Raw genomic sequence first — 19,947 nt, 5'->3', positions numbered from 1 at the left:
TTAATATCTTTATCCTCAGTAACAGAAAAATCATAACCTAATGAATTATAAAATTAATATCCATCATCATAGGTAAATTAAATATTATTTCGCTAATTTAGCAGGTTTAAGAATAGTATAAGTACATTCAAATGCTGCTTTTTGAATACGATAAACATCTTGGCTATCTGTTGTGGATTGCACAACAGCATCACCCGATTGAAAACGTTGTAATTCTCCCCAAGGTGCCTTCATTGCAAATGGAGGTGCAGAGTCAGGAACGATAAAGTAATTCATCTCAATGCCTTTGGGGGTAAAAGGCTGATAACCATTAGGATAAGATGCTTGATTAATTTCACTTTTCTCTGTGGGATTGTAACGCTGAGCAAATTTTGTTTTTCTTACCAAGATCTCCTCATTACCTGTTTCTGGGCAAATGTTTTGTACTACCCAATCACCTACTTTTGCTGGTTCTGAAACGGTTTCAACCCCTTCTCCTTTAATTATTGTGGTGATAATCTCACCTTCTTTGGCTGGTCTTGCTAGGACAGGCTTGGTTTTAATTGCAACACCTGTTATCCCTGCTTGCTGAGCCTGAGTAAAGTAAGCTACGCGTTCTTTTTGTGGCAATTGAGAAAGGTCATTAGCAAATACAAATGAAGGAATTAAGGCTAAGCCTATTAATGGTATTTTTGTTCTACTTTTCTTATAGGTTTTATCGTTATTTGAATTGCTGCTTTGTATATAGAAAGACATTGAATTATTTCCTGATAAATATCATTCGTACTTAATACGCTGTTTAAGCGTCTGTAAACGTTAAATCGATTATGGCAGGAAATAAAACAAAAGTACCCGTAAAATCAGTTACCTAATTAAGAAAAATTCAAAAATTCGAGAGGTCTCACAACTAGAAATAATCAAGGTTCAGAAAGTAAAGAGTGGTAAGTTCAAAAAATCAATCTAGTTAATAGATTTAATGACTATATACATTATATAAGAAAAAAGACTCCAACTAATGTTTTGAAGTCTTTATATATGAAGCTAATCGCTAACTTTGAGTATAAAGGCAAGGTTAAAATAGATATTTAAAGCGGATACGGGCACCGTAACGATCTTTATCACTACTATGTACATTAATATCGCCTTTACCATCTATACGCGAATAATAAGCACCTAAATAGGTTTTAAAATTATCCATATCTAAAATATTTGGTAATTCATAAGAAGTAAATACAGTGTTGATATTGTACTTGCCAGGATTGAGCGTTAAATAGGTATCATTTTGACCACTGCTATTTTCGCTTTTTTGATAGTAAGCTTTGATATCATTATAAGCATAAATATAACCAAGTTGAAATTTGTGCCATAAGACATTACTACCAATAGAAAAATCATTTTCACCTTTAGCATCAAGATAAGCAGCACTTAAATTTGCAACAATACCGTTAATAGGATCATCAGCTAAAGTGTCCCATTTTACAGTTAAGCCATAACCTGTACGTCGCGATTGATCTTGAAATTTTCCATTTTCATCATCATAGCCATAGGCTTTACTTATTACGTTTGCGTCTATAGCACCTGCAATTGTTAAGTTATCTTTTTGCCATGCAACAACAGGTCGCATATAAATAACATTTTTACGATTATCAAGTTTACGCCCGTGATACTCACCATCTTTGAAAACAGAAGTTCCATCTTCAACTAAAGCATTTAGCTCAAAATACCAGTCGTTATAGCGTGTATTAACCATCATGCTACCACCATCACTACTACGACCTCGCCCTTCTTTCATCATATAGATATAGCCAAAACCGTCACCATATAAATCATTTGCTGTATTACCTGAATACTCAACAAATGTATCTTGATTTAGTGGAAACATGTCGTAAGCTTCATAACGACCTATTTTATATTGCCATTTATCACGTTGACCAAAGTAGAAAACAGCATCATCTAGATTCATTTTACCCGTCATGTCAGCCATTGGCTGAGCACGAAAACCAGCATAATTACCGTTTTTTAATTCTCGTTCACCATCCACACCAATTAAAATACGCCCGTTAAGTGACCATTTTTCATTATCATCAAAATTTTTTTGATTACCAGGCATCATTCTCATCGATGTTAGTTGCCCTTTCTTACTAGCAGCATCGATATTATATTCCACGTCACCGTACAATTTGAGATCACCCCAATTTGTATTGGTAGAGAAAAAACCTGTACCTTCTTTATTTTTCGTACTAGCAAACTGAGAGGATTGTTTTTGTTGGATTTCATTAAGTTGAGTTTGTGCAATGTTTACTTTTGCTTGTGCCTCATCAGATTGCATTTCTAATATAGCAATGCGTTGCTCCATGTTGGCGGTTGTAACATGATTCATTGCTTTCTTTTCTTGAGATAAGCTGTTGGAATTAATTAATTGCTCAAGGCGAGCCGCTTTTTGTTCTGCTGCGGTGGCTCTAGCCTCCGCGGCGGCTGCACGTTGTTCAAGGCTATTTAACCTTGCTTCTATTGCACTTATGTCAGTTTGTGCGTTTGAGCAAAATGGCGTAGCGAGTATTAAACTTATCACAACAGATAATGCTTTTACTTTCATTTGAATATTCCTAAATTAGCAAATGTTGGTTCAACAGGTACGGCAAATACAGAACAATCGATTTGGTTAATTGATTGTTCTATCTAATGAGCGTATTGTTATTTTTATTCGATAATATTATATAAATATCAATCGGTTATTCGCATCGTTATTTCTATTCTTAACAATAAATAAACCCATATCTTCATTACCTTGCCATTATTTTTACTGATTAACTTTCAGTATCATAAGTAAGGCTATGTTTGAACTGAGGTACTTATTCTCGTTTAAGTACTTACAAACATTTATTATTTTGATTTGGTATTTAATTTATTGTTATTTCAGCATATCTCTGGTTTAAGTTTTCAAATTTTTTAATGGGTTCACTAGCCTAAATAAAATAATCGTTAATATGGAACATTTCCACAATCATTTGTGATTTTTTTGATATTGGTACAATAACCTAAGAAAAAAGACACAAATGACCATCAAAAATGGGAATATAGAAAGGAAATAAAGTGATTTATTAAGTAAGGTTTAAACTAAGCAAAAGAGAGTTAAGATCTGAAGAGAATAATTTTATAACGGTGTTATTAGCTTCTATCATTTAGACACCTTGCTATAAGGGTAAGCTAATACGGTGGAAGGAGAATAAATAAAATGAGAAAGGAGAAGAACTGACAGAGGTCATATCATTATAACCTCCGTCCATCATTATCATATTCTGCCAGGTTTACGTAACGCTCTACGAAAGTAAGAAACTGGCATTTTAGGGCAAATTTGTTCTTTTACTGCTGGATTATTCTCCAAATCATCTTTGTCTATTTTATTATTTCTTCTTGAATTTTGTAGCTGAGTATCTGTTTTATTCATCTTCCCTTTCCTCTGAGATCAATGCCTCATTAATAGCTTCAATTTTCTCAACTGCTTCATTAAGAATAGAAGCAATACGTCCTGCTCTTTCCACAGAGAGCTCTTTTAACACTAATTTATGGCGTAAAACTGCTTTTAATTTACCAACAGCAGATTCAATTTCCTCAGAAACACCACCTGCGTTTTGAGATAAATCTCTTGCGTAAGCCAGTTTTCTTTGAATATTGGTATCTATTTCCTGATGTTCTGCTAAAAATGCAGCACCCTCAGGTGTAATGCTGTAGTTTTTACGGCCTTTTTCAGCAATCGTAGCAAGTAATAGATCTTGCTCTTCAAGTAGTGTTAGCGTTGGATAAATAACGCCTGGGCTAGGTACATATAATCCTGAAGAAGCCTCATCTATTTCTTTAATAATTTCATAACCATGACTTGGTTTTTTCGAGATCATGCTAAGTAACAGAACTCGTAAATCACCGTGATCAAACATACGTTTTAATTGGCGACCTTGACCTTTTCCTCTGCTACCACATCCACGACCACGTTGTTTACCGCGCCCTTCAGGACCATGTTCTCCATGGCAGCATTCACCACGTCCTTCGTGTCCATGACCATGTTCGCCATGACGACATTCTCCACGACCTTCATGTTCATGACCGTGTTCTCCATGGCAGCATTCACCACGTTCTTCGTGCCCATGGCCATGTTCGCCATGACAACAATGTTCACCATGATGTTCTTGGTGTTGGCTATGTTTACCTTTACCACCACAACGCCCTTTTCCGTGGCCATGTCCATGACCACCACGTTCGCCATTTTCAGCACGCTGTTGATAAAGTGAGTTTAATGCTCGAATCATCATAAATATTCCCTCATTGTTTTAGATATATCGAATTGATGTAATGTAATATAATCCGATATATCTAAATGATCAAGTTTTAGATATATCTAAATACACATCTAAATCGATTCTTTCACTAACAATATGATTTATTTATGATTAAACTTTAAAATCACTGACTCAATTATGAATGATTCTCATTCTCTAGCTTGCTTTTATGTGCTATCAGTGAAAATAAAAGAAGGTAATTAATAGAGAAGAATAAAAACAGATATTGTTAGCTTAAAATTCATACGAAACAATTAACCATCCTTAGAACAAAATAAGTGACACTGTCACTTATCGCTATTTAAAAAAAGCGAAGATAATGAGTAATAACCTCACTACTTCGCTTTTTAACAAAATTTATTTTAATTGTAGGAAATATAACAAAAACGAGATATCGCTACTTATTATCTAATGCTGATAAAACCACTTTCTTAATATATTGATATCCAGCCTCAATTTGTTGTTCATCACAGGTTTCAGTACTTTTTATAGTCAACTGTAACAAATTTAAGTGTTTGATAGTTTCCCACTCATTGTTATCAAAATTGCACTCAGAACAAAACTGTGCTGGTGCATTATCACTATTGCGAGCACAAAGCGTTAACAAACTTAAATCTTGTTTATGATGACTTTTTATAACCAAGTTTTCATAGATTGTTTTATTAAGGTCATTTTGCGTTTCTAAATCCTTATTTCCTTTTCTTACAATCGCAAAATTTAATTTATTAAAATCAGATGCAGATAAAACACGAATATAATAGTGCTCACCTTCTTTTTCGAAAGCCGTTGCTTGATTAAAAAACTGCTCAAGTTTGACGCGCGTTTCCCATTGAATTTGTGCATATTTTCCATACCCAGATGAAGTAAAAGGATAGAGTTGATGCACACTCCACATCGACGCTACTGCTGGTGCGGATTGAATACCATCAATTTTAGGAACATCATCCGCTTGCTCTGGGCATAATCTAGGAGGATTTGTTAAAAAACGACTAATACGCGCATCTTTAATACATACAACACCCGTAGGATATGGTGAAAACCCAGCTTGAAACGGTTCAAAAGAGACTGAATCAGCGAGAGAAAGTTGTGCGATACTTTCATATATTTCGGGTGTCAACTCAAGTAATGGTGCTTCTTTTTTTAATTTCTTACACAGAATCTGATAAGGGATAAGATCGTAGTTATCATCAAGAAATAAGCTTTTCATATAGCCAAATTGAGACGCATCAATATGGATATAAAATGAATTGTTGTATTTTTCTTCGCACTCTTTTCTTAGTTCAAAAAGTGGCTTTAACTTATCAACACAACCATAAGACGGTGCACCCAATATTCCTATAACGCCAAGAATGGGCTCACCTTGTTCAATCAGACGAAAAACAATACTGCGTGTTTTTTCAATATCAGTTTTAAATGTTTCATCAATAGGCAATGCAATAAGGTTGTCATACCCTAACCCTAGGATATCCATTGCTTTTTTCCAAAATTCAAACCGAGATACAGGAACAAGTAGTTTTCCTAAATGCATTGTTTTTGTCATGCCCGTTCCTCGGCATGTTAAATGACTAACATCATCAAAAATCCCACGATCATTGAGTTGTTCGCTTATTGCTAAAATATCTGTGACAGGCATATTGAATAACTCAAATGCTTTTTTATCTGCAACCAAATCTCGTGATTTTGGGTGGCGAGCAATTGCCATAGGTAATGTTTTTAAATTTCTGAGCGCCCATAATATTTCATAGCAAGCAAGAGTATGGCTTGTTGTGATATGACCAAATGCATCTTCGGATGAAAAACCAATCAACCTACAGAGATCATCTGTAATTTTCTTTTCTTGTTCTTTTAATAAGGGTGAATAGTTATTAAAAACATTATCTGAATTATAAACTAATGCAGAAAGGTAGCCGAATTTCGCCAATTGCATCACTTGTGACTGATGATGGGAAAAATAAGGTTCAATATCAGATTGACTATAACTATTTTGCTGTTTTAAAGTCTCTAAAATACATTCATAAGCATTATCTACTGCTTTTTTTTCAATAGTATTATTTTTTATTTTAGCGTCTAAACTCTCGCTATTATTTCTTTTCACTTTATTTTCTTTAGGAAAAGAATACTCACTATTCATTAATATTTTTGCCATCTCTCGATGATAACATGTAAGGGTATCAACGGTTCGGGTATGGTATACACGCTCTGTAGCACTCAGACAGGTTTGTTTGTAATTTGCCATCATCGCACCTATATATAAATTTTTATTATCTGTTTTAATGAGAATTATGTTTACTGATCGTTAATAATTAACCTTTATTCAAATGATATACTACATGATGAGTAAGAATCCTCTTTATTTTATTGATATTAGTTAATATTTTCCCAATTTAATTTAAGTAACTGACACTTTGAGGATAAATGATTTAGCTTTATTTGTTAGTTTCTTTAACTTATTATCAATTTTGATTTAAGTTATATTTCTGTAAATATGATATTATTTTTGCTAAGGTCAATACTTAAACCTACCCTAATTAGAATCAATGAATAATTCTATCGCTTAATATCTATTATAAAGAATAGATGTCAAATTACTTATCTAAAATAGGAGTTTATTTATTTAAATGTAATTCATTTTTTCTTCAATATATAAAAAAACACATGAAATATTGAACATGTGTTTTTCGGAATATTCGCTTTTTAGGAAAGGAAATAATTTCTTACTCTTATATCAAATAAGTTTTAATTGCTCTTATTTTTACTCTTTTTTGTTATAAGGTAAAATTTCAAGCATCACTTTACCAATTAAATCACCAGACTCCATTAGTTGATGTGCTTTTCCCACTTCTTTTAATGGGAAAGTAGCATTAATGATGGGCTTAATTTTCCCTTCAGCAATAAGTGGCCACACTTGTTGTTTTAGTTCTTGCGCTATTTGTGCCTTTTCTTCTATTGAACGGGATCGCATCGTTGAACCAGTGTGAATTAAACGCTTAATCATCATTGGCATCATATTTAAATTTTTAGGCATTCCTTTCATCATGCCCACTTGTATAACTCGCCCAAATTTGCCGGCAACTTGATAATTCTTTTCTACGTAATCCCCACCAATAATATCAAGGATGACATCAATGCCTTTCCCTTCAGTTAAAATAGGAATTTCTTTAGCAAAATCAACTTGTTTGTAGTTAATGATATAATCAGCGCCAAGATCACGAGCTACGGCCGCTTTTTCTTCAGAGCCAACCGTTGTATAAACTGTCGCACCTATTGTATGAGCCAGCATTATGGCTGTTGAACCAATTCCCGAGGTTCCGCCATGAATAAGAACAGATTCACCTTGTGTTAGTTTTCCTAACTGGAATAAATTAGCCCAGACAGTAAAAAAATTCTCGGGCAATGCGGCTGCTTCAATATCCGTTAAATTCATTGACGGTAGTGCGATGTCTTCATGCGCAATACAATATTGAGCATAACCACCACCAGCAACTAAAGCACAAACTCTATCTCCCAGTTGCCATTTAGTGCAGTTTTCACCTAATGCGACAACTTCTCCAGCAACTTCAAGACCAGGAATAGGTGAAGCATCAGCTGGTGGCGGATAACTACCTTGACGTTGAAAAATATCAGGGCGATTAACACCAGAAGCGCCAACTTTGATCAAAAGATAATGTGGGGGAAGTGGAGGTATCGGTGATAATTGAGGTTGTAATTTATCTATATCACCTGGCTCTGTGATGGCAATTTCTAACATATTTGCAGGTAAAACAGTTGTTTTCATCATATGCTCCCATTTTATTTAGCCACACTCGGAATTTAATGATAAATAAGAAAAATCAACACCCTATTTCTGATTTTAATCAGGGTATTGGCTTATGAAGCAATAAATAACTTAAGTGTATTTGAGAGAGATTATAACCAACCTTGCTTCTGATGTTGTATGCAAATCGGGCACAATTTTGCTTCTGGCGTCCATGATAAAAAAGCTAAACGGCATTTTTCACAGTGAGCATTATAATAATGATAGTGTGTGGGTTCGTTATTTTTAGCAACTTGTTCATTAACATGAATAGATTTAGGAAAACAAACTACTTCACAACTCATGCAACCTGTACAGCGCTTTTCATCAAGTGTAAATATATTATTTTCAAGTTCAATAGCTCCTTCATCACACACTTTGGCACAGGCAGAACAAAGAATACAACTGTCTTTATCTAGCTGAATTTGAAACCAACTGTCTTCAGGATAAAGTTGTTTTCTTGCATTTAATCCTGTTCTTACTTGATTTTTATTGAGTGGCTTCTCATCCAGTTTTTGACGAAAAAGCATAAAGCGACGCCCACTATCAATATCAGTAGGTTCTGTGATAACCAATTGCCAAATAGGCTCTTGTAACGTTTTTAATTGAAGATTTAAGTTTGCTAAAACAGGAAGCCATTTATCCACTAAAGGCTGTGCTATCTTCATCCCTCTAATTTGATATTGGCGATGCCACACTAACAATTCTTCTGTACTTGCTAACGGTTCATCATGATTAACAACAAGGTAATTATCTTGATGTGTTCTTTCATGAGGTGCGATATTTTCTATCGCATCAACGGGACAAGTAAATAGGCAATTACCACATTGAAAACAGAGTTCATTGTCTATTCTTACATCTAAGTGAGCAAAAGTGATAGCGCCCACAGGGCAAACTTTGGAGCAACTATCACATAGGCTTTGTTTGAGGCGTTTTCTAACACATTTATCATTAATAATTGGTTCAGGAGGAAGATCCACCTTAATAAAACGCCTCATACATCACTACTCCACTACTTAACAATAAAGAATGCAAAACGATTAAGAATTTCTGCAATCAGTATTATTGCGCTACTCGCTAAAACCATGCGCAATCCTGAAGTAAATACAGCATTGCGATATTTCCATACGCTGTATCCCATCATTAAAATACCAAAAACTGACATAAGCCATGCAAATATTCTTAATCCGAATGTTTCATTATACGCAATGATAGGCGTATGAGGGAACGTTATTGCATCATTTGTTGAAATGACTGCTGACATCCATTCCAAATAGAACGGCTGTACAGCCATACGTATTGTTACCGCAAGGAAAACAACGACTAATGCACTTATTACAACCTTTTTTGCTAATTCACCATTCACAAATGCTTTAACACGAAACGCTGTTATTGATAGTGCAATAGCCGCACCCGCTGCAAATAATGCCCCTATAAACATAAAATAGGTATTTGCGTGCATCCATGTCAGCATTGAGGTGTTGTAATACAATGATGCCATACAGAATATATCGATAATGCCAAGTAAACCAATAATTGCCAGTATGGTTCTATTCATATGCCCTTTTATCAAAATAATTAAGGTATAAAGGCATAATGCACCAAGATAAACTGCAGCAAATATGATTTCACGACTTAGCCATGATGAAGATATATGGCGTAATGCATGAAAAGCATTCCATGGATATCCCATGTGTAAAGTTGAAGCTAATAATCCTAAGCAACCTAAAATAGCGGCTGTTAATAATACAGGACGCATAGCAACAGTTGCTCTTTGATTACCAATTTCTTTTTCTAGCCAGCAAAAATAAAGTGCGGTAAAAATTGTCACACCCACAGAACTTTGGACGAACAAAGTAAAGGTAACTAATGGCCATTCACTCATGCTTTAACTCCTCCCTTTTTCGTCGCTCCGGTATGAGGTTTGATAACTAAATTCGGATTGGTCATCGTAAAATCGGGTAATCCTTGAACTTGGTTTAAATGCCCATACTTCGCTCTTAGATCTTTAATTTTGCCAAACTTAATTGCATTTAACGGACAGGTATCAACACAAATTGGATTTTTGCCTTCGGCTAACAAATCGATACAAAAATCGCATTTTGACATTTGCCCGGTTTCTTCATTCATTTGTGGTGCACCGTAAGGACATGACCAAGCACAATATCCACAACCGACACATTTAGAGGTATCCACACGAACAATGCCATCACCTTCACGCTTATGCATTGCGGTAGTTGGGCAGTTTTTCACACAGACAGGTGAATCACAGTGGTTACAAGATATGGTTAATGTATAAGCAAAAACATTATTAACCAGACCGCCTTGTCCTGTTGGTGCAAAACCACCACCTTTTACTTCATAAATACGGCGAAAACGGCGTCCTACTTCCAAGTTATTTTTGTCTTTGCATGCCACTTGGCAAGCTTTGCAACCAGAGCAACGAGAGGAATCAATAAAGAAACCGAGCTGTTCATCACTCACCGATGCATATTCTTTAAAGTCACTCATGCTTTGGCTACCTCAACTAAAACGGTTAAATGCGAGTTACCATGGGCTAATGGTGTCATTCGTGTTGATGTTAAAACATTAGGACATCCACCATGATCAACACCATTTTCATCAGGTGTCCACCATGCACCGGCTTGCAATCCCACTACACCAGGAATAATGCGTTGTGTAACCAATGCTGGGATTTGAGTTATTCCTCTATCGTTATAGATGCGCACCATATCGCCATTTTTGATACCTCTATTTTCAGCATCAATTGGATTTATCCATGCTTCTTGGCGTTGTGCTTCTTGTAACCAAGGATTTGCATATTGTGTTGAATTTGCACGATTTTTCCCTTTCCAAGTTAGCATTTGCAATGGATATTTTGCTGTTAACTTATCTTCAGGGCCTTCAATAGCAGGTACATAATGAGATAAAGCCGGAATATCCGGATTATTCATGTCATAAAGACGCTTAGAAAAAATTTCAATTTTTCCTGATGGCGTTGGGAATGGATTATTTGCAAAGTCATTAATATTTTCTTCAAAGGCAACAAAAGGTTCATCTTTGAAAAGATAACGGCGTGTTTTTACTAGTTCTTCAAAATTAGGGAAGTCAGGTCTATCTTTGAAACGCTCTTTATTAGTATCAACAAGATGCGCTATCCACTCTTTTTCACTTCGACCTTCAGTAAACGCTTCTTTTACTCCCATTTTTTCTGCAACGTCTGTTATCCACTCATAATCAGAACGACGTTCAAAAGCCGGCTCAACCACTTTTTCAGATAGAAGAAAATAGTTACCCGTTCCCCAAGTATTACCAATGTTCCAACGTTCTAGAAAACTGGTTTCAGGTAAAACTAGATCGGCATATTTTGCAGATGGAGAGAGATATAAGTCACTAGCAACAATAAATTCAACTTTTGAATCATCAGCTAATAATTTAGCTGCCGCATTTACATCTGGGTTTTGGTTAACTAAATAGTTACCTGCTAAAGAAAATATCATTTTGATATTGGTATCGAGTTTATCAACACCTAAAAGACCATCTTCAACACGTACTTGGCTTGCATCATCAACCGCTTGCATCCAATTCATGATGGAAATTTGCGCTTTAATTGGGTTCTTCCCAACATTCGGCCCACGCATAGATTGACGATTACCAATACCGCCGTAACCTGCCGCCCATGCCCCTTTTTTACCCACATTCCCAGTAATTGCAGCGAGTAATGTTGAACCACGAGCACTACGCTCACCACAAATATGGCGTTGAGGGCCCCAGCCTTGAATTAGGGCTGCTGGTTTTGTCATGGCGTATTCGCGTGCCAGTTGACGAATGGTATTTGCGGGTACTCGCGTGATTTTCTCTGCCCATTCAGGCGTTTTTTCTATTCCATCTTTTTGCCCCGTTAAATAAGCCACTAAGGACTCATTAGCAGGAACACCTTCTGGCATATGTTCTTCATCAAAACCAACAACATATTTATCAATAAAAGGCTTGTCATGAAGGTTTTCGGTAACAATGACATACATCATTGCATCCATTAAAGCATTATCTGTTGTTGGTAAAAGAGGTATCCATTGGTCAGCAAGAGATTGAGCCGTATCTGAATAACGAGGATCGACCACAATAAACTTGGTCCCCTTATTTTTCATTTTTTGAAAATAATGGTTTGTATGACCAAAAATGGTTTCATTAGGGTTATGACCCCATAAAATCACTAGTGGCGTATCTTCAAGTGTATCGAGTGAACTGCCTGTTTTAGATATACCGTAAGTATAAGGGGTCACTTTGACCGTATTCCCTAAACTAACAGAGTGATAATAAGGTAAGTATCCACCTGTTAAATTGAAGAGTTTCTTCATCATGGTATCGCCAGAGAAGATCCCTCCTGTTACAGCGGTATTGACGGTTAAGAAACGGCTTGCTGCACCATATTTTTCGGTTAAACGTGTAATATTTTCTGCAATAAGTGTTGTGGCTTCATCCCATGAAATGCGTTCAAATTTACCTTCACCACGTTTACCCACGCGTTTCATTGGGTATTTTAGTCTGTCTGCATGATAAGAAAATTTACGATAACCTCTGCCGCGCACGCACGCTCTCATAATAGGCATTGATTCATCGAGTTCATTATCAGGTCTTGTTGTTATCCGAGTGACAATCCCTTCTTTTATATGGGCGCGAATATCGCACTTACCACCACAGTCAAAAGTACTACATGTTGCTACAACGGTAGCTGGGTTTCCGTCCATTTTTGCAATAGACAAACTTTCATCTACATTAGCTTGTGCATTTCGTGCGAAAAATGGCACCGTAACTAATGCAGCACTCGTTTGAACAAAGTGGCGACGACTTAGTGACATCATCCCTTTGTTTTTCTCACTTTTTTCTATTTTTTTCATTAGATTATCATTCTCACATAACAACTCTCATCAGTAAAAATGATAGGATATAGTGGTAAACCCTCATTGATGCACATCAATACCACTAAAGAGGTAATAGAATGTTTCAATATTTCGCACTTCTTTGCAGATCCTCCACTTTTTATAAGGAAAAGCTAATTCAAGGTAGCATTAAGTTGTATCAAAAATACATCTAGTTAACTTTACCTAATTTTTTGTTATAAAAATAAAGAGTTATGCAAAAAAAACACGAATTTAAGGTAAAGCCGTAAATAAAATGTCAATATAAAGATAGAAAATATTGAAGCGCCTCTTCATTTTTGGCTTTTGACAAGGATAATTTAGTAATAGCACTATGACTTCGTTAGAAAATCGAATAATATACCAATTGAGTATAGGGTTAGCGCAAATTGTTCTAAATAGACCTTTAAGCAAAACATTGTTTTTATCAAGATACATGTTTTGTTACATTCAGAATTATTTCTACACGTATCGTTATTCCCCTTACTAATTACTGCAATATGTGTTAAAATTGACGCATATCAATATTTTTATTTGTAATGAGCAAGCTTATGATCCCAGAAAAACGCGTCGTTCGCCGAATCCAATCTGGCGGTTGTGCAATCCATTGTCAGGATTGCAGTATTAGCCAGCTCTGCATCCCGTTTACTTTAAACGAGCATGAGCTTGATCAACTCGATAATATTATCGAGCGTAAAAAGCCCATCCAAAAAGGTCAAACCTTGTTTAAAGCAGGTGATGAGCTGAAATCACTTTATGCCATACGTTCCGGTACAATTAAAAGTTATACCATTACGGAAGAAGGCGACGAACAAATAACAGGATTTCATCTTGCTGGTGATTTGGTTGGCTTTGACGCCATTATTAATACTGAACACCCAAGTTTCGCACAAGCTTTAGAAACGTCTATGGTTTGTGAAATTCCATTCGAAACTTTGGATGACCTGTCAGGCAAAATGCCTAACTTACGTCAACAAATGATGCGCCTAATGAGTGGTGAAATCAAAGGTGACCAAGAAATGATCTTACTGCTTTCGAAAAAGAATGCAGAAGAGCGTCTGGCTGCTTTTATTTATAACCTCTCTCGCCGTTTCGCACAGCGTGGTTTTTCTCCTCGTGAATTCCGTTTAACCATGACTCGTGGTGATATCGGTAATTACTTGGGTTTAACCGTTGAAACGATTAGCCGCTTACTTGGTCGCTTCCAGAAAAGTGGCATGTTAAGCGTTAAAGGCAAATACATTACTATCGAAGATAGTACACTGTTAAGTGAACTTGCAGGCAAGCTTCCTTCATCAGTTGAAGTTTAATCTGTTACATTTCACATACTAATTTTATAACGGGGCACACAAATTTGTGCCCCGTTTTCTATTTTATGCTATTGCATTTTATCTTCTTGGGTTATCTTTAAATTGTAGATGGATAAATCCAGCCCTAAAGAGGATATTACAATGGAAAAATATCAAAACCTTCTCGTTGTCATTGATCCTAACCAAGATGACCAACCAGCACTTCGTCGTGCTGTCTATATCGTTCAGCGTAATGGTGGGCGGATAAAAGCTTTTCTACCTGTTTATGATCTCTCTTATGACATGACAACCCTTTTATCTCCCGATGAACGCAATGCAATGCGCAAAGGTGTTATCAGCCAAAAGGCGGCTTGGATAAAACAACAAGCACGCTATTACCTTGAAGCCGGTATAGAGATTGATATCAAAGTCATTTGGCATAATCGCCCTTATGAAGCAATTATTGAAGAAGTCGTTGCACATCAACATGACTTACTGATTAAAATGGCTCACCAACATGATAAATTAGGTTCGCTTATTTTTACCCCGCTTGATTGGCAATTGCTGAGAAAATGCCCTTGCCCTGTTTGGATGGTCAAAGATAAAGAATGGCCTGAATACGGTACCATCGTTGTCGCCGCGAATTTATCAAATGAAGAATCTTATCATGACGCGCTTAATCTAAAACTGATTGAGCTAACAACCGATTTATCTCATCGCATACAAAAAGATCCTGATGTCCATTTACTTAGCGCCTACCCTGTTGCACCTATCAATATTGCGATTGAGTTACCTGATTTTGATCCAAATCTTTATAACAATGCATTACGTGGTCAGCATCTTATTGCGATGAAAGAGCTGCGCCAGAAATTCAGTATCCCAGAAGAGAAAACACATGTTAAAGAAGGATTGCCAGAACAAGTGATCCCTCAAGTTTGTGAAGAGTTAAATGCTGGGATTGTTGTTTTAGGTATATTAGGAAGAACAGGCCTATCTGCTGCATTCTTAGGAAATACAGCAGAACAACTTATTGATCATATTAAGTGTGATTTGTTAGCAATAAAACCGGATGGTTTTACTTGCCCTATTACTGTTGATAGCGATCACGATTAATTGTTAAAGTATCCATTAAAAAAGCCAGTCGATTTTTGACTGGCTTTTTACTATTCACTATTTGTATCTATTACAGCGCTTTTAAAATTGCATCCACACTGGCTTTAGCATCGCCAAACAACATTTGTGTATTCTCTTTAAAAAACAGCGGATTTTGAACCCCAGCATAACCTGTATTCATTGAGCGTTTAAACACAATAACATTCTGCGCTTTCCACACCTCTAATACTGGCATACCTGCAATTGGGCTGTTTGGATCATCTTGTGCTGCTGGGTTTACTGTATCGTTAGCACCAATTACTAAAACCGTATCAGTGTCAGAGAAATCATCATTAATCTCATCCATTTCTAATACAACGTCATAAGGTACTTTGGCTTCTGCTAACAACACATTCATATGGCCCGGTAAACGCCCTGCTACTGGGTGAATACCAAAACGCACTTTCACACCACGTTGGCGTAATTTTTCAGTAATATCATGTACAGGATATTGTGCTTGAGCAACCGCCAACCCGTAACCTGGAGTGATAATAACTGATGTGGAGTTTTTCAGCATATCAGCTACTTCTTCAGCCGTTGTTTCGCGGTACTCACCCATTTCACCTTCTTCTGTTGAAGCTGAGCCATCAGTACCAAATCCGCCAGCTATTACGCTAATAAAAGAGCGATTCATCGCCTTACACATAATATAAGAAAGGATTGCACCTGAAGAACCCACTAATGCACCTGTTACAATCAACAGGTCATTACTTAACATAAAGCCCGCAGCAGCAGCTGCCCATCCAGAGTAAGAGTTCAGCATTGAAACAACAACTGGCATATCCGCGCCACCAATTGATGCAACTAAATGCCAACCAAACGCTAAGGCAATCACAGTCATTACGATGATTAAGAAAACTTGTAAACCGACACTGTCAGTTTTAACAAACCAAACCATCAATAAGAAAGAAACAACTAAAGCTGCAAGATTTAATTTATGGCGATTAGGTAACATCATCGGTTTAGATGACATTTTTCCACTTAATTTACCATAAGCAACAATTGAACCCGTAAATGTAACAGCACCAATGAAGATCCCTAAAAAGACTTCTGTTAGGTGAATATTCACCATTACAGGGTCCATTGCTGTATTGTGGTCAAGATAACTGTTAAAACCGACTAAAACCGCCGCTAAACCTACAAAACTGTGCAAAATTGCGACCAATTCTGGCATCTGAGTCATTTCGACTTTTTTAGCTAAACGAATACCAATAACAGCACCGATTACCATTGCAATAATGATCCAACCCACATTACCAGCATAAGGCCCGAAAATGGTTGCGAACAGAGCAATTGCCATCCCTGCAATACCAAAGTAGTTACCTTGTTTAGAGGTTTCATGCTTTGATAAGCCGGCAAGGCTGAAAATAAATAATATTGCGGCGACAATATATGCCGCTGTAACAACTCCGCTGGACATAATTGTCTCCCTTATCCTTTACGGAACATTTTCAACATACGTTGAGTAACAGTAAACCCACCAAAAATATTAATACTCGCAATCAATATTGCGATAAACGAAAATAGGCTAACCCAGCCACCACTACCAATTTGGAGTAAAGCACCGACGACGATAATGCCTGAAATTGCGTTTGTAACTGACATTAATGGTGTATGCAATGAATGACTTACATTCCAAACAACGTAATAACCTACAACACAAGAAAGTGCGAATACCGTAAAGTGAGATAAAAACTCTTTCGGTGCAACATTTGCAAGCCATGCAAACAATAAGAAAACTATCGCTAATAAACTGTATTTCTTCCAAGGTGAAACTGGTTTAGCAACGGGTTTTTCTTGTGGCTTTGCAGCAGGAGCTGCTTTAGGTTGTGCTGAAACTTGAATTTGTGGCGCAGGCCATGTTACTTCACCAGCACGAATAACGGTCACGCCACGAATAACAACATCATCAAAATCGATATTGATGTTACCGTCTTTTTCTTTACACAATAATTTCAGTAGATTAACTAAGTTAGTACCATAAAGCTGAGATGACTGTGCAGGTAAACGAGCGGCTAAATCAGTGTAACCAATGATTTTTACGCCATGTTCTGTCGTAAAGACTTCATTAGGCACGGTATATTCGCAGTTACCTCCATTTTGAGCTGCAAGATCAACTACAACGCTTCCCGGCTTCATCGAATCGACCATCTCTTTCGTAATTAAACGAGGAGCGGGTTTTCCTGGAATTAATGCCGTTGTAATGATGATATCAACATCTTTTGCCTGTTCTGCAAATAATGCCATTTCAGCATCAATAAATGCTTTTGACATTACCTTAGCGTAGCCATCACCACTGCCTGCTTCTTCTTTAAAATCAAGCTCAAGGAACTCAGCCCCCATGCTTTGAACTTGTTCTTTCACTTCAGGACGAGTATCAAATGCACGAACAATTGCACCGAGGCTTCCTGCCGCACCAATTGCAGCAAGGCCTGCAACACCTGCGCCAATAACCATCACTTTAGCTGGTGGTACTTTACCTGCCGCAGTAATTTGCCCAGTAAAGAATCTTCCGAATTCATGGGCTGCTTCTACAACGGCGCGATAACCTGCAATGTTTGCCATTGAACTTAACGCATCAAGAGATTGTGCACGAGAAATACGTGGTACACTATCCATTGCCATAACGTTAATATTCTTTTCAGCTAACTTTTCAAGCAATGCCGCATTTTGAGCTGGCCAAATAAAACTCACCAGTGTTGCACCATCTTGTAGCAACGCTATTTCATTATCCAGCGGTGCATTTACCTTCAAAATAATGTCTGATTCCCAAACATTTTGAAGAGCGAGGATCTCGGCACCGGCTTCCTGATAAGCTTTATCTTCGAAGCTTGAGGCAATACCTGCACCATTTTCAACTGCGACTGTAAATCCTAATTTTATGAGTTGAGTCACTGTAGCTGGTGTAGCTGCAACCCTTGTTTCATTAGAAAGTCGCTCTTTGGGTATACCAATTCGCATAATTTTCCCTTCTTATCCATAGAGATCTGTTAAAATTTCTCCGTTAACTTCACATTCATGCAAAAAAAATGTTAAAAATAATAATATGCATGTCATTAATCGGAGCTCTAATAACCTACTGAAAATAAAACCAATAATCTATATCTGTGTAAAGCTAAAATTGAACTTAATTGGATCATTTTAGTCGAAAAGGCATATTTATGAATTATTCACTATATTCAGGTAAATATCTGGTAACATATACTGGTCATTTGACTCTGTGGTAATTCGCTAAATAAAATAATGCGACAAATGCTATTATTACATGTAATAATTAATCCCTATGTGATAAACCACGACGTTCAGCACATGACCAATATTAATTGCGCAAGGCGGAAGGATTTTGTATGAAGCTGAAAACCTCAGTCATCGCAGCAGCGATGTTGTCTTTAACTAATATCACTGTTGCGCAGGCTGCTCAGGAATTAACACCCGAACAAGCTGCAGAACTAAAACCATTTGAAAGAATTACAGTTATCGGTCGTTTTAACGCTATTTATGAAGCCGCTGATGCGGTATCTCGTCGTGCGGATAAAGTCGGTGCTGATAGTTTCTATATTCAAGGCCTAGATGATATTAGTGATAGCGGCAACATGAGTGTTACTGCGGACCTATACCATAAAGATGCACCAAAAGCAGAGCAAGAAAGCTATCGCGTTTTTCATGGCGTGAAAGAGCTACCAAAACCTGAAGCAATTCTGCTACAACCATTTGATACAGTTTCTATCCGCGGTTATTTCCCTACAACCCCTGATATTAACGACGCAATTGCAAAAGCAGCAGCCAAAAAAGGTGCAGCATCATTCTTTATTGTACGTAATGTATCGATAAATGATGGTGGTAACCAAGAAGTTACAGCTTATATCTACAAAAAAGATGCACCTAAACGCGCTATTCAAGCACCAGAAGCGGTTGTTCCTTATGATTCTGATGCCGGTCGCGCACTTATTGCAGAAGGCGGAGCCGCTGCCAATAAAGTTGAGAAACCAGGTCTTGCATCAAACACTGATTTTGATAGAAGCGTAGGTACCTTTGCTGAAACGCAAAGTTCTGGTGCAAGTGGTCGTTACACTGTAACTTTACCAAATGGCACTGAAATTCAAGAAGTTAACAAAGCAGCTGCTGCACTAATGGACCCTTTCGATACCATTACTTTTAGTGGATACTTTGTAAACTCACCAGAAATCTCGTATCAGGTTGCTAAGCGTGCAGCAGCAAAAGGCGCTAAGTTCTACCATATTACAAATGAATGGCAAAGTGATGGCGGTACAGTCACTATTACTGCTGATCTGTTCAAGTAATAAAAAATTTCCTATTGATAAAAACCTTGCATCTGCAAGGTTTTTTTTATTCAAAATTTAATCAATCAGACATTATTTTGTAAAAGTGAATAATTTTTATGATTTAATGCATAGACAACCAAGTCAACTCTCCGTAAAATCTCGCTGTTTTTTAGTGTTTTTATCTTTATTTAAATTTGA

General features: G+C 36.9%; 15 protein-coding genes. 3 read left to right on the top strand and 12 right to left on the bottom strand.

Going from position 1 to position 19,947, the window contains the following annotated elements:
• Positions 1–84: 84 nt before the first annotated feature.
• The 10 genes from GWJ01_RS16100 to GWJ01_RS16060 all read right to left on the bottom strand — a co-directional run bounded on the left by GWJ01_RS16100 (position 85) and on the right by GWJ01_RS16060 (position 13,004).
• Positions 85–735, bottom strand: a complete 651-nt coding sequence (locus GWJ01_RS16100; RefSeq protein ID WP_234566193.1) for a hypothetical protein — start codon at positions 733–735, stop codon at positions 85–87.
• 316 nt (positions 736–1,051) lie between these two features.
• Positions 1,052–2,575, bottom strand: coding sequence for a carbohydrate porin (locus GWJ01_RS16095; protein ID WP_161711299.1), 1,524 nt, complete (start codon positions 2,573–2,575; stop codon positions 1,052–1,054).
• A gap of 696 nt (positions 2,576–3,271) precedes the next feature.
• Positions 3,272–3,427, bottom strand: coding sequence for a hypothetical protein (locus tag GWJ01_RS18735; RefSeq protein WP_167392444.1), 156 nt, complete (start codon positions 3,425–3,427; stop codon positions 3,272–3,274).
• Complete coding sequence (locus GWJ01_RS16090) at positions 3,420–4,286, bottom strand: PadR family transcriptional regulator (protein ID WP_161711298.1); 867 nt, start codon at positions 4,284–4,286, stop codon at positions 3,420–3,422. Before GWJ01_RS16090 ends, GWJ01_RS18735 begins: the two co-directional genes overlap by 8 nt.
• Positions 4,287–4,710: 424 nt before the next feature.
• Positions 4,711–6,549 carry a tyrosine decarboxylase gene (locus GWJ01_RS16085; protein WP_161711297.1) on the bottom strand — a complete coding sequence of 613 codons (1,839 nt, stop codon included), beginning with the start codon at positions 6,547–6,549 and terminating at the stop codon, positions 4,711–4,713.
• A gap of 516 nt (positions 6,550–7,065) precedes the next feature.
• Complete coding sequence (locus GWJ01_RS16080) at positions 7,066–8,091, bottom strand: NAD(P)H-quinone oxidoreductase (RefSeq protein ID WP_161711296.1); 1,026 nt, start codon at positions 8,089–8,091, stop codon at positions 7,066–7,068.
• Between the two features lie 128 nt (positions 8,092–8,219).
• Positions 8,220–9,104, bottom strand: coding sequence for a 4Fe-4S binding protein (locus tag GWJ01_RS16075; protein ID WP_109402336.1), 885 nt, complete (start codon positions 9,102–9,104; stop codon positions 8,220–8,222).
• 14 nt (positions 9,105–9,118) lie between these two features.
• Positions 9,119–9,991 carry a dimethyl sulfoxide reductase anchor subunit family protein gene (locus GWJ01_RS16070; protein ID WP_161711295.1) on the bottom strand — a complete coding sequence of 291 codons (873 nt, stop codon included), beginning with the start codon at positions 9,989–9,991 and terminating at the stop codon, positions 9,119–9,121.
• The gene (locus tag GWJ01_RS16065) at positions 9,988–10,617 is read right to left on the bottom strand and encodes a DMSO/selenate family reductase complex B subunit (RefSeq protein ID WP_075673640.1); all 630 of its coding nucleotides are present in this window, start codon (positions 10,615–10,617) and stop codon (positions 9,988–9,990) included. Before GWJ01_RS16065 ends, GWJ01_RS16070 begins: the two co-directional genes overlap by 4 nt.
• Positions 10,614–13,004: a DMSO/selenate family reductase complex A subunit gene (locus GWJ01_RS16060; protein ID WP_161711294.1), complete on the bottom strand. Its 2,391-nt coding sequence runs from the start codon at positions 13,002–13,004 to the stop codon at positions 10,614–10,616. Before GWJ01_RS16060 ends, GWJ01_RS16065 begins: the two co-directional genes overlap by 4 nt.
• Before the next feature lie 572 nt (positions 13,005–13,576).
• Between GWJ01_RS16060 and GWJ01_RS16055 the strand changes: the two genes are divergently transcribed.
• Together GWJ01_RS16055 and uspE are read left to right on the top strand one after the other, a co-directional pair.
• Positions 13,577–14,335, top strand: coding sequence for an FNR family transcription factor (locus GWJ01_RS16055; RefSeq protein ID WP_036912995.1), 759 nt, complete (start codon positions 13,577–13,579; stop codon positions 14,333–14,335).
• Between the two features lie 141 nt (positions 14,336–14,476).
• Positions 14,477–15,427, top strand: coding sequence for a universal stress protein UspE (uspE, locus tag GWJ01_RS16050; RefSeq protein WP_109372272.1), 951 nt, complete (start codon positions 14,477–14,479; stop codon positions 15,425–15,427).
• 70 nt (positions 15,428–15,497) lie between these two features.
• On the opposite strand, the gene pntB is transcribed toward uspE, so the two are convergent.
• Positions 15,498–16,886: a Re/Si-specific NAD(P)(+) transhydrogenase subunit beta gene (gene pntB, locus GWJ01_RS16045; RefSeq protein WP_098942712.1), complete on the bottom strand. Its 1,389-nt coding sequence runs from the start codon at positions 16,884–16,886 to the stop codon at positions 15,498–15,500.
• An 11-nt stretch (positions 16,887–16,897) separates the two neighbouring features.
• Positions 16,898–18,427: a Re/Si-specific NAD(P)(+) transhydrogenase subunit alpha gene (gene pntA, locus GWJ01_RS16040; RefSeq protein ID WP_161711293.1), complete on the bottom strand. Its 1,530-nt coding sequence runs from the start codon at positions 18,425–18,427 to the stop codon at positions 16,898–16,900.
• A gap of 386 nt (positions 18,428–18,813) precedes the next feature.
• On the opposite strand from pntA, the gene ydgH reads away from it, so the two are divergent.
• Positions 18,814–19,767 (top strand): DUF1471 family protein YdgH, encoded by a 954-nt coding sequence (gene ydgH, locus GWJ01_RS16035; protein WP_161711292.1) that lies wholly within the window; start codon positions 18,814–18,816, stop codon positions 19,765–19,767.
• Positions 19,768–19,947: the final 180 nt, after the last annotated feature.

Origin of the sequence: Proteus sp. G2618, from assembly GCF_009915995.1 — a bacterium.
Taxonomy (GTDB): domain Bacteria; phylum Pseudomonadota; class Gammaproteobacteria; order Enterobacterales; family Enterobacteriaceae; genus Proteus; species Proteus terrae.
This window is presented reverse-complemented; position numbering and strand designations above follow the sequence as displayed.

What these genes read in the sequence shown, in the direction of transcription:
- GWJ01_RS16080 (WP_161711296.1), bottom strand. Translation starts at nt 8,091, where the DNA reads ATGATGAAAACAACTGTTTTACCTGCAAATATGTTAGAAATTGCCATC.
- GWJ01_RS16055 (WP_036912995.1), top strand. Translation starts at nt 13,577, where the DNA reads ATGATCCCAGAAAAACGCGTCGTTCGCCGAATCCAATCTGGCGGTTGT.
- GWJ01_RS16075 (WP_109402336.1), bottom strand. Translation starts at nt 9,104, where the DNA reads ATGAGGCGTTTTATTAAGGTGGATCTTCCTCCTGAACCAATTATTAAT.
- GWJ01_RS16100 (WP_234566193.1), bottom strand. Translation starts at nt 735, where the DNA reads ATGTCTTTCTATATACAAAGCAGCAATTCAAATAACGATAAAACCTAT.
- ydgH (WP_161711292.1), top strand. Translation starts at nt 18,814, where the DNA reads ATGAAGCTGAAAACCTCAGTCATCGCAGCAGCGATGTTGTCTTTAACT.
- GWJ01_RS16070 (WP_161711295.1), bottom strand. Translation starts at nt 9,991, where the DNA reads ATGAGTGAATGGCCATTAGTTACCTTTACTTTGTTCGTCCAAAGTTCT.
- GWJ01_RS16095 (WP_161711299.1), bottom strand. Translation starts at nt 2,575, where the DNA reads ATGAAAGTAAAAGCATTATCTGTTGTGATAAGTTTAATACTCGCTACG.
- GWJ01_RS16085 (WP_161711297.1), bottom strand. Translation starts at nt 6,549, where the DNA reads ATGGCAAATTACAAACAAACCTGTCTGAGTGCTACAGAGCGTGTATAC.
- GWJ01_RS16065 (WP_075673640.1), bottom strand. Translation starts at nt 10,617, where the DNA reads ATGAGTGACTTTAAAGAATATGCATCGGTGAGTGATGAACAGCTCGGT.
- pntB (WP_098942712.1), bottom strand. Translation starts at nt 16,886, where the DNA reads ATGTCCAGCGGAGTTGTTACAGCGGCATATATTGTCGCCGCAATATTA.
- GWJ01_RS16090 (WP_161711298.1), bottom strand. Translation starts at nt 4,286, where the DNA reads ATGATGATTCGAGCATTAAACTCACTTTATCAACAGCGTGCTGAAAAT.
- GWJ01_RS18735 (WP_167392444.1), bottom strand. Translation starts at nt 3,427, where the DNA reads ATGAATAAAACAGATACTCAGCTACAAAATTCAAGAAGAAATAATAAA.
- uspE (WP_109372272.1), top strand. Translation starts at nt 14,477, where the DNA reads ATGGAAAAATATCAAAACCTTCTCGTTGTCATTGATCCTAACCAAGAT.
- pntA (WP_161711293.1), bottom strand. Translation starts at nt 18,427, where the DNA reads ATGCGAATTGGTATACCCAAAGAGCGACTTTCTAATGAAACAAGGGTT.
- GWJ01_RS16060 (WP_161711294.1), bottom strand. Translation starts at nt 13,004, where the DNA reads ATGAAAAAAATAGAAAAAAGTGAGAAAAACAAAGGGATGATGTCACTA.